This window comes from Amycolatopsis sp. 505 (assembly GCF_031625235.1).
GTDB lineage: Bacteria > Actinomycetota > Actinomycetes > Mycobacteriales > Pseudonocardiaceae > Amycolatopsis.
The window spans coordinates 603822-617506 of record NZ_JACKQP010000006.1; the positions used below are offsets into that span (position 1 = coordinate 603822).

The 13685-nt window shown below is 72.8% G+C and carries 12 protein-coding genes; 11 read left to right on the forward strand and 1 reads right to left on the reverse strand.

The window, feature by feature from the left end; all coding sequences use genetic code 11:
- Positions 1-183 precede the first annotated feature (183 nt).
- The 9 genes from H5965_RS24870 (at position 184) to H5965_RS24910 (ending at position 11452) form a co-directional block, all read left to right on the forward strand.
- Entirely contained in the window at positions 184-1728 is a 1545-nt protein-coding gene (locus H5965_RS24870; RefSeq protein ID WP_310972685.1) for a UDP-N-acetylmuramoyl-L-alanyl-D-glutamate--2,6-diaminopimelate ligase, read from the forward strand.
- Positions 1725-3227, forward strand: a complete 1503-nt coding sequence (gene murF / locus H5965_RS24875) for a UDP-N-acetylmuramoyl-tripeptide--D-alanyl-D-alanine ligase (RefSeq protein WP_310972633.1) — start codon at positions 1725-1727, stop codon at positions 3225-3227. Before H5965_RS24870 ends, murF begins: the two co-directional genes overlap by 4 nt.
- Positions 3224-4306, forward strand: coding sequence for a phospho-N-acetylmuramoyl-pentapeptide-transferase (gene mraY / locus H5965_RS24880; protein ID WP_043785144.1), 1083 nt, complete (start codon positions 3224-3226; stop codon positions 4304-4306). Before murF ends, mraY begins: the two co-directional genes overlap by 4 nt.
- A gap of 2 nt (positions 4307-4308) precedes the next feature.
- A complete protein-coding gene (gene murD, locus H5965_RS24885) occupies positions 4309-5715 on the forward strand; it encodes a UDP-N-acetylmuramoyl-L-alanine--D-glutamate ligase (protein WP_310972634.1) in 1407 nt (468 codons plus the stop codon).
- Complete coding sequence (gene ftsW / locus H5965_RS24890; protein ID WP_310972635.1) at positions 5702-7204, forward strand: putative lipid II flippase FtsW; 1503 nt, start codon at positions 5702-5704, stop codon at positions 7202-7204. The genes murD and ftsW overlap by 14 nt, the downstream gene beginning before the upstream one ends.
- Positions 7201-8325, forward strand: coding sequence for an undecaprenyldiphospho-muramoylpentapeptide beta-N-acetylglucosaminyltransferase (gene murG / locus H5965_RS24895; RefSeq protein ID WP_310972636.1), 1125 nt, complete (start codon positions 7201-7203; stop codon positions 8323-8325). The genes ftsW and murG overlap by 4 nt, the downstream gene beginning before the upstream one ends.
- Complete coding sequence (gene murC / locus H5965_RS24900; RefSeq protein WP_310972637.1) at positions 8318-9706, forward strand: UDP-N-acetylmuramate--L-alanine ligase; 1389 nt, start codon at positions 8318-8320, stop codon at positions 9704-9706. Before murG ends, murC begins: the two co-directional genes overlap by 8 nt.
- A gap of 4 nt (positions 9707-9710) precedes the next feature.
- Complete coding sequence (locus H5965_RS24905) at positions 9711-10541, forward strand: FtsQ-type POTRA domain-containing protein (RefSeq protein ID WP_310972638.1); 831 nt, start codon at positions 9711-9713, stop codon at positions 10539-10541.
- 77 nt (positions 10542-10618) lie between these two features.
- On the forward strand, positions 10619-11452 hold the full coding sequence (locus H5965_RS24910; protein ID WP_310972639.1) for an NAD(P)H-binding protein: 834 nt from the start codon (positions 10619-10621) through the stop codon (positions 11450-11452).
- Positions 11453-11455: 3 nt separating this feature from the next.
- Here the strand turns inward: H5965_RS24910 and H5965_RS24915 are convergent, their stop codons facing one another.
- Entirely contained in the window at positions 11456-12625 is a 1170-nt protein-coding gene (locus H5965_RS24915) for an MFS transporter (RefSeq protein ID WP_310972640.1), read from the reverse strand.
- A 78-nt stretch (positions 12626-12703) separates the two neighbouring features.
- Between H5965_RS24915 and H5965_RS24920 the strand changes: the two genes are divergently transcribed.
- Together H5965_RS24920 and H5965_RS24925 are read left to right on the forward strand one after the other, a co-directional pair.
- Entirely contained in the window at positions 12704-13237 is a 534-nt protein-coding gene (locus H5965_RS24920) for an ABATE domain-containing protein (RefSeq protein ID WP_310972641.1), read from the forward strand.
- A 74-nt stretch (positions 13238-13311) separates the two neighbouring features.
- Positions 13312-13677: a DsrE family protein gene (locus H5965_RS24925; RefSeq protein ID WP_310972642.1), complete on the forward strand. Its 366-nt coding sequence runs from the start codon at positions 13312-13314 to the stop codon at positions 13675-13677.
- Positions 13678-13685: the final 8 nt, after the last annotated feature.

The window sequence follows — 13685 nt, forward strand, 5'->3', positions numbered from 1 at the left end:
GAGCGTCCACATCGGCCGGCGCGGGGGAAACCGTTGCGGGGCAACGAGGTCGGGAACGGCGCCTAGCACATGTGCCTCAGCCGTGCGCAATCGCCGTACCGCGTGCGGGGGCCCGGAACGGCCGCCGGTAGCCTCTTGGCCGTGTCCGTGTCCTCGTCCAGTTCCCCGGTGCCGGAAAGCCCGGTGAAAGCGGTCCCCGCACCGCCGCGCCCGGCGCGCATCGTCCCGGTCCCGCTGGCGACGCTGCTCGCCAGGGCGGACGCCCGCCTCATCGCCGGCTCGCCCGACGCGGCCGAGCTCACCGTCACCGGCACCACGCTGCGCGCGCAGCACGTGCTGCCCGGTGACCTCTTCGCCGCCCTCCCGGGCGCCCGCGCGCACGGTGCCGACTTCAGCGACCAGGCGGTCGCCGCCGGGGCCGTCGCGGTGCTCACCGACGCCGCCGGCGCCGAGCGGCCCGCCCTGCGCGACGCCGGCGTCCCGATCCTGGTCCACGCCGACCCGCGCGCCGCCCTCGGCGAGATCGCCGCCTGGATCTACGGCGAGCCCTCGCTGCGGCTGTCCGTCCTCGGCGTCACCGGCACCTCCGGCAAGACCACGACGTCCTACCTGGTCGACGCGGGCCTGCAGGCGGCCGGCCTGACCACCGGCCTGATCGGGACGGTGGAGACCCGGATCGCCGGCGAACGCCTGGTCAGCGGCTTCACCACACCCGAGGCGCCGGACCTGCAGGCGCTGCTCGCGGTGATGCTCGAGCGCGGCGTCACGCACGTGCCGATGGAGGTCTCCAGCCACGCGCTCGCGCTGGGCCGGGTCAACGGCACCCGGTTCTCGGTCGGCGCGTTCACCAACCTCTCCCAGGACCACCTGGACTTCCACAAGGACATGCAGGAGTACTTCGCCGCGAAGTCGCTGCTGTTCGACGGCCGCTCGACGCACGAGGTCGTCGTGGTCGACAGCGCGTGGGGGCAGGCCCTGCTGACGCCGCAGACGATCACCGTCACCACCGATCCGGGCACCGACGCCGCGTGGAAGGCCACCGACCTGGAGGCCACCCCGCAGGGCGAGCAGACGTTCACCCTCCACGGCCCGGACGGCGTCCGCGCCGCGGCCCGCATCCCGCTGCCCGGGGAGTTCAACGTCGCCAACGCCGTGCTCGCCGCCGCGATCCTGAGCACCGCCGGGGTGAGCCTGGAGCACATCGTCACCGGGCTCGCCCAGGTGCAGGTGCCGGGCCGGATGGAACGCGTCTACGTCGGCCAGGAGTTCACCGCCGTCGTCGACTACGCCCACAAGCCGGCCGCGGTCGCCCAGGGCCTGGACGCGCTGCGCGCCCGCACCGAAGGCCGGATCATCACCGTGCTCGGCTGCGGCGGCGACCGGGACACCGCCAAGCGCCCGATGATGGGCGAGGCCGCGGCTCGCCGCAGCGAAGTCCTGATCGTCACCGACGACAACCCGCGCTCCGAAGACCCGGCGGCGATCCGGGCCGCCATGCTGGCCGGCGCCCGCGCGGTCGGGCCCGCCGAAGGCGGCGAGGTCATCGAAATCGGCGACCGCCGCGAGGCCATCGCGCACGCCGTCGCGCTGGCCGAGCCGGGCGACATCGTCTTCCTCGCCGGCAAGGGGCACGAGTCCGGCCAGGAGGCCGGCGGTGTCGTGCACCCGTTCTCCGACCGCGACGAGCTGGCCGCGGCCATCCGCAACAAACTCGAGGTGAGTGTGTGATCGTGCTCAGCCTGGCCGAGATCGCCGACGTCGTCGGCGGCCGGCTGCACCGCGCCGATCCGGGCGCGCAGGTGACCGGCACCGTGGAGTTCGACACCCGGAAGCTCACGCCCGGCGGCCTGTTCGTCGCCCTGCCGGGCGAGAAGGTCGACGGCCACGACTTCGCCGCGCAGGCCGTCGAGGCCGGCGCCGTGGCCGTGCTGGCCGCCCGCGAGGTCGACGCGCCCGCGATCGTCGTCCCGCCCCTGGCCGCGGGCGAGGCCCACGAGCGGTCGGTCGCGCTGACCGGCGACAAGGACGGCTCCGGCGCCGCGGTGCTGGCCGCGCTGGCCAAGCTCGCCCGGCACGTCGTGCAGCGCCTGGCCGAGGGCGAGCTGACCGTCGTCGGCGTCACCGGCTCCTCCGGCAAGACCTCGACCAAGGACGTCATCGCGCAGCTGCTCGAGCCGCTCGGCCCGACGATCGCGCCGCCCGGGTCGTTCAACAACGAGCTCGGCCACCCCTGGACGGCGCTGCGGGCCGACGCGCAGACCCGGCACCTGGTGCTGGAGCTGTCCGCGCGGGGCCCCGGCCACATCGCCCACCTCGCCGAGATCGCCCCGCCGAAGATCGGCGTCGTGCTCAACGTCGGCAGCGCGCACGTCGGCGAGTTCGGTTCGCGCGAAGGCATCGCGAAGACCAAGGGCGAGCTCGTCGAGGCCCTGCCCGAAGACGGCGTCGCCATCCTGAACCTCGACGACCCGCTGGTCGCGGCCATGGCGAGCCGCACGAAGGCCCGGGTGGTGTTCGTCGGCGAGAGCCCGTCCGCCCAGGTCCGCGCGGAGAACATCACCCTCGACGACGAGGCCCGCGCCTCCTTCCGGCTGATCACCCCGGCCGGCGAGGCCGACGTCAAGCTGCCGCTGCACGGCGAGCACCACGTCGGCAACGCGCTCTCGGCCGCCGCGGTGGCCCTGGAGCTGGGCGTGCCGCCGGCCGAGGTCGCCGAGCGGCTCTCGGCCCTCGAACGGCGCTCCGCCCGGCGCATGGAGGTCGTCACCCGGCCCGACGGCGTCACGATCCTCAACGACTCCTTCAACGCCAACCCCGAGTCGATGCGGGCCGGCCTGAAGGCCCTCGCCGCGATGACGCGGGAGACCGGCCGCCGCTCGTGGGCCGTGCTCGGCGTGATGGGCGAGCTCGGCGCGGATTCGGTCACCGCCCACGACGAGATCGGCAGGCTCGTCGTCCGGCTCAACATCGCCAAGCTCGTGGTCATCGGGCCCGAGGCGGCGGCCATGCACCAGGGTGCGCACCAGGAAGGCTCCTGGGGCGAGGAGTCCACTCTGGTACCCGACGTCGAGGCCGCCGCCGCCCTGCTGCATGATCAGCTCCGCCCCGGGGACGTGGTGCTGGTCAAGGCCTCCAAGGCGGCCGGCCTCTGGCGGGTCGCCGAAGCCCTGCTCGAACCCCGGGAATCCGACAACTCCGAGAATCGCTCGAACGGTGGTGACGCGTGATCAGCATCCTGATCGCGGCCGCGGCGGGCCTGCTGATCTCCATCCTGCTCACGCCCTACCTCATCCGGGTCTTCTCCCGGCAGGGCTTCGGCCAGGAGATCCGTGAGGAAGGCCCCCAGGGACACAAGTCCAAGCGCGGTACCCCGACCATGGGCGGTGTCGCGATCATCATCGCGATGGTCGTCGGGTACTTCGCCGCACATCTGATCAACTGGATGTTCAACTCCCGCAGCGGCGCGCCGACGGCCTCCGGGCTGCTCGTCCTGATGCTCGCGGTGGGCCTGGGGATCGTCGGCTTCCTCGACGACTTCATCAAGATCCGCAAGCAGCGGAACCTGGGGCTGAACAAGACCGCGAAGCTGGTCGGGCAGCTCGTGGTCACCATCGCCTTCGCGGTGCTGGTGCTGAACTTCCCGAACGAGCATGGCATCACGCCGGCGTCGGAGAGCCTCTCCTACGTCCGCGACCTCGCGCTGATCACCTTCCCGTCGGTGATCTTCGTGATCTTCTGCTACATCGTCATCTCCGGCTGGTCGAACGCGGTGAACTTCACCGACGGCCTCGACGGCCTGGCCGGCGGCGCGGCGGCGATGGTGCTGGCCACCTACGTGGTCATCTCGTTCTGGCAGGAGCGGCTGTCCTGCGCCAACGCGCCGGCCGCCGCCTGCTACGACGTCCGCGACCCCCTGGACCTGGCCGTGGTCGCCGCCGCGGCGACCGGCGCCTGCGTCGGGTTCCTCTGGTGGAACGCGGCCCCGGCGAAGATCTTCATGGGCGACACCGGCTCGCTGGCCCTCGGCGGCCTGGTCGCCGGCCTGTCCATGACGACCCGCACCGAGCTGCTCGCCATCGTCATCGGCGGCCTGTTCATGGTCGAGATGATCTCGGTGGTCGCGCAGATCGCGGTGTTCCGGACGACCCGGCGCCGGCTGTTCCGGATGGCGCCGTTCCACCACCACTTCGAGCTCGCCGGCTGGGCCGAAACCACGGTGATCATCCGGTTCTGGCTGCTGTCGGCGATCTGCTGCATGTTCGGGCTCGGCCTGTTCTACAGCGAGCAGCTGGGCCTCGGCGGCTGACCGTGGACATTTCGGGTCGTCACGTCCTGGTCGCCGGGGCCGGGGTCACGGGCAAGTCCGTGGTGCCGGTGCTGGTCGAGCTGGGGGCACGCGTCACCGTCACCGACGGCAACGCCGAGCGCCTGGCCGAGCTGGACGGCCTCGGCGCCGAGCTGGTGCCGGGCCTGACCGAGCCGCCCGCCGACGTCGTCCTGGTCGTCACCAGCCCCGGCTGGCGGCCGACGTCGCCGCTGCTGGTGGCCGCGGCCGAGGCCGGGATCGAGGTCATCGGGGACGTCGAGCTGGCCTGGCGGGTCGGGCAGCTGCGCGAGCACCCGCCGTGCTGGCTGGTCGTCACCGGCACCAACGGCAAGACGACCACCGCCGGCATGCTCGAGTCGATCCTCAAGGCCGCCGGTGCGAACGCCGTGGCCTGCGGGAACATCGGGTACGCGGCGCTCGACGCGGTCCGCGCCGGCTACGACGTGCTGGCCGTGGAGCTGTCGAGCTTCCAGCTGCACTGGTCTTCGACACTGGCCCCGGACGCCGCCGTCGTGCTCAACCTGGCCGAGGACCACATCGACTGGCACGGCTCGATGGCCGAGTACGCGGCCGCCAAGGGTCGCGTCTACACGCGGGCCAAGGTCGCCGTGCACAACGCCGACGACCACTGGTCCACCCGGATCGCCGCCGAGCACGCGCCCGAGAGCGCCCGCCGCGTCGGCTTCCAGCTCGACACCCCGCGCGCCGGCGAGCTGGGCGTGGTCGAGGACCTGCTGGTCGACCGCGCTTTCGTCGCCGACCCGGCGAACAGCGCCGAGGAGCTCGCCACGCTGGCGGACGTCCGCCCGGCGGGCCCGCACAACGTCGCCAACGCCCTGGCCGCGGCCGCGCTGGCCCGCGCGCACGGCGTCACGGCCGACGCCGTGGTGGAGGGCCTGCGCGAGTACCAGCCGGCCCCGCACCGGGCCGTCGAGGTCGCCGAAGTGGCCGGCGTGCGGTACGTCAACGACTCGAAGGCGACCAACCCGCACGCGGCCGCTGGATCCCTGCGCGCCCACGCGAGCATCGTGTGGATCGCCGGGGGCCAGCTCAAGGGCGCCTCGGTCGACGAACTCGTGAGCAGCATCGCCGGCCGCCTCCGCGGGGTCGTGCTCCTCGGTGTCGATTCACCCGTGATCGCCGCCGCGGTTGCGCGACACGCGCCGGATGTCCCGGTGAACAGCCTCCGTCCGGGTGACGATGAACCCATGACTGCGGCGGTGAGTGCGGCCAGCGCGATGGCCCGGCCAGGTGACGTGGTGCTGCTGGCACCCGCCGCGGCGTCGTTGGACATGTTCTCGAGCTACGGCGCGCGCGGCGACGCGTTCGCCGCGGCCGTGCGTGTCCTCCGCGACGACGCAGCGGGGGAGCCGAGTGACGACAGCTGAGACCAAACCCGTACCGCCGCCGAAGCAGCCGCGCCGGGATCGCAAGGAAAGCGGCTTCGTCGCGTTCCGGACCGCGCTGACCGCGTGGCTCTCGCGGCCGCTGGCGTCGTTCCACCTGGTGCTCGCCCTCACCGGCGTGCTCACCGTCATCGGCATCGTCATGGTGCTCTCGGCGTCGTCGGTCGCCTCCTACAACCCGAAGACCGGCAGCGGCGTGTATTCGCTGTTCGTCAAGCACCTCGTGTTCGTCGCGCTCGGCTCGTTCGTGTTCTGGCTGGGCCTGCGGGTCAAGCTGGAGCGGATCCGGCGGATGTCGGCCACCGCGACGGTGATCTGCCTCGGCCTGCTGGTGCTCGTGCTCACCCCGCTCGGCTCGACGGTCAACGGCTCGCAGGGCTGGTTCAAGATCGGCGAGTTCACCTTCCAGCCGGTCGAGGCCGCGAAGGTGGCACTGGCCTTCTGGGGCGCGCACATCCTGGTGATCAAGTACAACGTGATCCACCAGTGGCGGCACCTGCTGGTGCCGGTGGTGCCGATCGCGCTGCTGATGTTCGCCCTGGTCATGCTGCAACCCGACCTCGGCGGCACGGTCACCCTGGCCGTGGTGCTGCTGGCGCTGCTGTGGTTCGCCGGCGCCCCGAAACGGCTGTTCGGCGTCATCCTCGCGGGAGGCTTGGCCGGCGTGCTCGTGCTGGCCGTCATCGCGCCCTACCGGCTCGCCCGGGTCATGTCGTTCCTCTCGCCGGACGCCGACGTCAGCGCCGAGGGCTTCCAGGCCAACCAGGCCAAGCTCGCCCTGGCCGACGGCGGGTTCCTCGGCAAGGGCCTCGGCCAGGGCACGTCCAACTGGGGCTACTTGCCGAACGTGCAGAACGACTTCATCTTCGCCCTGATCGGCGAGGAGCTCGGCCTGATCGGCTGCGTGGTCGTGCTCGCCCTCTTCGGCGGGGTCGCCATCGTCGGCCTGCGGATCGCCACCCGCAACATCGACCCGTGGATCCGGATCGTCTCCGGCACGCTGACGGTGTTCCTGGTCGCCCAGGCCGGCATCAACATCGGCTACGTCGTCGGCCTGCTGCCGGTCACCGGCGTCACGCTGCCGCTGATCTCCTACGGCGGCACCTCGCTGGTGATCACCATGCTCATCATGGGCGTGCTCGCGAACGCCGCCCGGCACGAACCGGAGGCGGTGGCCGCGCTGCGCACACAGGGGCCGGGTAAATTCGGGCGTCTGCTGCGGCTGCCCGCGCCCGACCCGTACCGCCCGCCCGCCACGCGCAAGGCGGCGGGGCGGAGTGGGGCGAAGGCGGCCCGGCCGGCGCCCCGTGCGGCCCGGCCCGCCCCGGCGCAGGAACGACGCAGGTCGGTCCGCGAACCGGTGCGCCGCAGCGCGGCACGGACGAGCACGGCCACGTCTCGCGGCGGGGCCGCGCGGACAACAGCGAGCCGTGGTACCCGGAGTACCGCGAACCGGAGAGGTCATAGGTGAGTAAGCCCGTCAAGGGAACCGAGCGAGCCGCCGCGGGCAAGGCGCCCGTGGTCGTGGTCGCCGGAGGTGGCACCGCAGGACACATCGAACCCGCCCTCGCCCTGGCCGACGCCGTCATGCGGCTGCGACCGGACGCGAAGGTCGTCGCGCTCGGCACCGAGCGCGGCCTGGAGAACAAGCTCGTCCCGGCCCGCGGCTACCCCCTCGAGCTGATCCCGCCGGTGCCGCTGCCCCGCAAGCCGACCCCGGAGCTGGTCAAGCTGCCGCTGAAGGTCCGCGACTCGGTCCGCAAGACCCGCGAAGTGCTGGAGCGCGTCGGCGCGGACGTCGTCGTCGGCTTCGGCGGGTACGTCGCGCTGCCCGCCTACCTGGCCGCGCGCGGGCGCGTCCCGATCGTCGTGCACGAGGCCAACAAGTCGGCCGGCCTGGCCAACAAGGTCGGCGCCCGGTTCGCCCGCCGGGTGGCGGTCGCCGTCTCGGGGACCACGCTGCCGAACGCCGAGGTCGTCGGGATCCCGCTGCGGCGGTCGATCACGGCCCTCGACCGGGCCGCGCTGCGGGCCGAGGCCCGCGCGTTCTTCGACCTCGACCCGGACGCGCCGACGCTGCTGGTCTTCGGCGGTTCGCAGGGCGCGCAGTCGATCAACGCCGCCGTGTCCGGCGCGGCGAAGGAGCTCGCGGACGCCGGGGTCGGCGTCCTGCACGCGCACGGCCCGAAGAACACGCTGGTCGTGCAGGAGTTCCCGGGCAAGCCGGCGTACGTGCCGGTGCCGTACTTGGAGCGGATGGACCTGGCCTACGCCGCCGCCGACGTCGCGATCTGCCGCTCCGGCGCGATGACCGTCGCCGAGGTGACCTCGGTCGGGCTGCCCGCGGTGTTCGTGCCGCTGCCGATCGGCAACGGCGAGCAGGCCACCAACGGCCGTCCCGCGGTCGACGCCGGGGCCGCGCTGATGATCGACGACGCCGACCTCAGCCCGGCCAAGGTCGCCGAGGTCGTCGTCCCGCTGGTCACCGACGCCGACCGCGTCGCGAAGATGGGCGCGGCGGCGGTCGGCATGGGCCACCGCGAGGCCGACGAGACCCTCGCCCGGATCGTTCTGGAGGCCGCCGGTGCTTGACCTGCCTGAAGAACTGCGCCGGGCGCACCTGATCGGGATCGGCGGGGCCGGCATGTCCGGCATCGCGCGGATCCTGCTGGCCCGCGGGGCCTTCGTGTCGGGTTCGGACGCCAAGGAGTCGCGCGCGCTACTGTCGCTGCGGGCCCAGGGCGCCGAGCTGTTCGTCGGCCAGCGGGCGTCCAATTTGGACGAAATGGCCGAGCCGCCGTCGGCCGTGGTCGTCTCGACGGCGATCAAGGAGACCAACCCCGAGCTGGCCGCGGCGCGCGCGGCGGGCATCCCGGTGCTGCACCGGGCGCAGGCGCTGGCCGGGCTGATGGAAGGCCACCGGGTCGCCTGCATCGCCGGCACGCACGGCAAGACGTCGACGACGTCGATGCTCACCGTGGCGCTGCAGCACTGCCGGCTCGACCCGTCGTTCGCCATCGGCGGCGACCTCAACGAGTCCGGCGCGAACGCCCACCACGGCGAGGGCGGCATCTTCGTCGCCGAGGCCGACGAGAGCGACGGCTCGTTCCTGACGTATTCGCCGTCGGTCGCGGTCGTGACGAACGTCGAGCCGGACCACCTGGACCACCACGGCACGGCCGAGGCCTACACCAAGGTGTTCACCGAGTTCGTGAGCCGGATCGTGCCGGGCGGGCTGCTGATCGTCTGCGCCGACGACGCCGCGGCGGACGACCTCGGCAAGCAGGCCGAGGAGCTCGGCGTCCGGGTCCGGCGCTACGGCCGCACGGCCACCGACGCGCGGATCCTGGACTACGTCCCGGCGCCGGACGGCGGTGTGGTGCGGCTGTCGCTGGACGGCTCCGAGCTGTCGGTGCGGGTCGCGGTGCCGGGCGAGCACATGGCGTTGAACGCCGTGGCGGCCCTGCTGGCCGGGATCGAGCTGGGCGCGCCGCCGCTCGAGCTGGCCGAGGGGCTCGCGGCGTTCGGCGGCGTCCGGCGGCGCTTCGAGTTCAAGGGCCGGGCCGGCGACGTCCGCGTCTACGACGACTACGCCCACCACCCGACCGAGGTGGCCGCGCAGCTGCGCGCGGTGCGCACGGCGGCCGGGTCCGGGCGGGTGATCGTGGTGTTCCAGCCGCACCTGTACTCGCGGACGAAGACGTTCTCGGCGGAGTTCGCGGCGGCGTTGTCGCTGGCCGACGAGGTCGTCGTGCTGGACGTCTACGGCGCGCGCGAGGAGCCCGAGCCGGGCGTCACCGGCGCGCTGATCGCGGACCAGGTGACGGCGTCGGTGCGGTACGAGCCGGCGTTCGACGTCGCCGCGCCGCTGGCGGCCGGGCTGGCCAAGCCCGGCGACCTCGTGGTGACCATGGGCGCCGGGGACGTGACGCAGCTGGGGCCGGAAATCCTCGCCGAGCTGGACAAGCGCTGAAGCCATGAGTCCGACCAGGGAACGCCGTCCTCCGGAAGAAGACGCGCCGGATCGTGCGGCCCTGGCCCGGCAGCGGCGGGGGCGGCGCTCCGAGGAGGAGCGCCGCCGGACCCGCGCCGCGCGCGCCAAGCCGTCGCCGCGCAACCGGCCCAACCGGCAGGTGGAGATCCGCCGCCGGTGGGTCGCGCTGCTGTCGGTGCTCACCGTGGTGGCGCTGGTCTACCTGCTGTTCTTCAGCTCGATGCTCGGGGTGCAGGAGGTCGCGGTCAGCGGGTCGCGCACGGTGCCGGCCGACTCGATCCGCACGGTGGCGGCCGTCCCGGCGGACAAGCCGATGCTGCGGCTGAGCACGGACGAGATCCGCGACCGCGTGGCGGCGATGCCGGGCATCGCCACGGTCGAGGTGTCGCGTTCGTGGCCGAACACGGTTGAGATCACGGTGACCGAGCGAACGGCGATCGCGTTCTTCGACAGCGGCCCGGGCGGCGACGGCGTGCACCTGGTGGACGGCGGCGGCGTGGTGTTCAAGACGGTCGCGGCGCGGCCGCCGGGCCTGCCGGAGCTGAAGCTGCCGAAGGTCTCGGCGGACGACCCGGTGACCCGGGCGGTGACGGCGGTGCTCGGGGTGATCCCGGAGCAGCTGCTCAAGCAGGTCACGACGGCGACGGCGAAGACACCGGCCAGCGTGGAGTTCACGCTGGCCAACGGCAAGGTCGTCCGCTGGGGGACCGCGGAGCAGACGGACCGCAAGGCGAAGGTCCTGGCGGCCCTGCTGACCCAGGACGGCAAGGTCTACGACGTCGCGGCACCGGAACTGCCGACCATCACCTCCTGAATTTCCGTTTTCCCGTGCACCCGGGTTCTCGTATGCCGTACGATCTCGTACGGCATACGAGAACGAGGAGGGTGCTCATGACGATCCTGGTGACGGGCGCGACCGGCAACGTCGGCCGGCTGGTGGTCGACGAACTGCTGGCCGCGGGGGTACCGGTGCGGGCGCTGACCGTCGACCCCGAACGTGCGCAGCTGCCGGCCGAGGCCGAGGTGGTCGTCGGGTCACTGGCCCGGCCCTCGACGCTGCCGGTGGCGCTCGAAGGTGTCTCGGCGGTGTACCTCGCCCCGATGGCGCGGACCGTCCGGCGCTTCTGCGAGCTGGCCTCCGAAGCCGGCATCGAACGGGTCGTCGCCTTGTCGGGCAGCAGCATCGGGGACGAGCACGAAGGCTCCAGTGGTCACGAGTACGCCGCCGTCGAGGCTGCTGTCCGGGAGGCCGGGTTCGCCTGGACCTTCCTGCGGCCCGGCGTGTTCATGAACAACACGCTCGACTGGGCGCCCATGGTCCGGGCGGGGGAGGTGGCGATGGCCTACGGCGACGCGACGCAGACGCCGATCGACCTCGGCGACATCGCGGCCGTCGCCGCGCGGGTGCTGACCACCGACGGGCACGCCGGCGCCACGTATGTCCTGAGTGGACCGGAGGCGATCACCCTGCGCGGGCAGGTCGGGACCCTGGCTTCGGTGCTGGGCAAGGACATCCGGTTCCGCGAGCTGACGCCGGCGGAGCAGCGCGCGCAGTGGATCGGTTACGGCGTCCCGGAAGACGCCGTCGGCTGGCTGCTCGAAGGCTTCGCGGAAACGCTGCGGCACCCGCAGGTGCCGACCGGCGTCGTCGAGGAACTGCTGGGCCGTCCGGGAACGACCTACGCGCAGTGGGTGGCGGCGAACCGGGCCGTTTTCGCAGGGTGAGCGTCAGACGCGGGTGCGGGTCATCCCGGCCAGGCCGAGCAGCGGCAGCGCGCCGGCGAAGATGACGACCGCCGTCCAGCCGCCCAGGTGGTAGGCGATCGAGCCCGCCTGAGAGCCGATCGCGCCGCCGACGAAGAACGTGCCCAGGTACACGCTGTTGACGCGGGCGCGGGCCGAGGGGTCGAGCTGGTAGATCACGTGCTGGCCGGTCACCAGCGTCGCCTGGACCGCCATGTCGATGGCGATCGCCGCGATCGCCAGCAGGATGACGCTGTGCGCGCCGAACCCCGCGAGCGCGAACGCGGCCGCGCAGAGCACGAACGCCGCCGCCGTGAGCCGCCGGCCGTGGCCGTGGTCCGACCAGCGTCCGGCCAGGGGGGCCACCGCGGCGCCGGCCGCGCCCGCCAGGGCGAACAGGCCCACACCGAGCTGGGAGTAGTTGAACGGCGGTGCGGTGAGGACGAACGCGATGGTCGTCCAGAACGCGCTGAACGCACCGAACATCGCCGACTGGTAGAGGGCGCGGTGGCGCAGCGCCGGGTGTTTGCGGGCCATGGCGAAGGTCGAGCGGAGCAGCTCGCCGTAGCGGACGTCCGTCTTGGGCGCCCGGGGCGGCAGGATGAACCGCAGCACGACGGCGAGCGCGGCCATCGCGCCGGCCGAGATCAGGAACACGACGCGCCAGCTCGTCACCTCGGCGAGCAGGCTGGCGACGACCCGGGAGAGCAGGATCCCGAACAGCAGCCCGCTGACGACGCGCCCGACGATCCGGCCGCGGATGGCGTCGGGCGACAGGTCGGCGGCGAACGGGATGAGGATCTGCACCACGACCGACGCCGCCCCGACGGCCAGCGAGGCGATGAGCAGCACGGCGAACCCCGGCGCGATCCCGGTGACGACCAGGCCGGCGCAGGCGACGGCGAGCAGCGTCGCGACCAGGCCGCGGTTCTCGAGCCGGTCGCCGAGCGGGACGAGCAGCAGCATCCCGGCGGCGTACCCGATCTGGGTGGCGGTGACCACCCCGCCGGCCGCGGCCTCGCCGACGCCGAACGTCTGCCGCAGCTCGGCGAGCAGCGGCTGGGCGTAATAGAGGTTGGCGACGGTCAGTCCACAAGAGACGGCCAGGAGCAGCACGAGCCAGCCGGGCGGGGCCTTCTGTTCGGTCTCGGTCATGCGTGCCCCCAATAGTGGAACCGGTTTGATCGGTTCCGAAGGTACCAGTCAAACCGGTTCCGGCGTACTGTGACCCGTATGACGGACAGATTCCGCGCGGGAGCGGGCCGCCTGTGCCTCGACTTCATCCGGACCCTGCGGTACCGGGGGACGCCGTCGGAGACGGAGGAGCTGCCGGACGCGGCGGCGTGGGGAGCGTGGATCGACCGGTTCGGCCCGTTCGCCACCCCGGTCCGGCCGGAGTCGGCCGAGGAAGCGCGTGCCGTCCGCGAAGCAATCCACGAGCTGCTGACGGCTTCGGTGCGCCCGTCGACCCGGCAGCGGCTGAACCGCGTCGCGGCGCTGCCGGTGCCCGCGCCGTCGCTGACGCCGTCGGGCCAACTGCGCTGGCAGGCCGCGGACCCCGCGTCGGCGATGCTGGCGGTGCTGGCCCGGGACGCGGTGGAGCTGGTGGCGTCGCCGGAGTTCGCGCGGGTCCGGCGGTGCGAAGGGGCCCGGTGCGGGGCGCTGTTCCTGGACACCTCCCGGCCGGGGACGCGCCGGTGGTGCTCCATGGGGGTCTGCGGCAACCAGGCGAAGAAGTCGACTTATCGAGCCAAGGCGGTCCGATAAGTCGGGCAAACACCCGACGACACGGGCGCCGCCCGCTCCTAACGTCCTGGTCCGGACGAAGGGAGCGACAAGATATGTCGAACAAAGCCGTCATCAGCCTGTCGACGGGCCTCGAGGACGCGGAAAAGGTGACCGTCGCGTTCCTGGTCGCGGTGGGGGCCGCCGAGACCGGGCGCGAGACGCTGATGTTCCTGACCAAGGAGGCGGTCCGGATCGCCCTGGCGGGCACCGCCGTCGGCGCCGCGTGCGACGGCTGTCCGCCGCTGGCCGACCTGGTCAAGCGCTACGAAGCCGCGGGCGGCCGGTACTACGTGTGCCCCATCTGCTTCACCGCGAAGCACCTCGACGCCGGCAGCCTGATCGACGGCGCGGAGCTGAACGGCACCATCCCGCTGTGGAAGTGGATCGGCGACGAAGCGGCGACGACGTTCAGCTACTGAACCGGTCC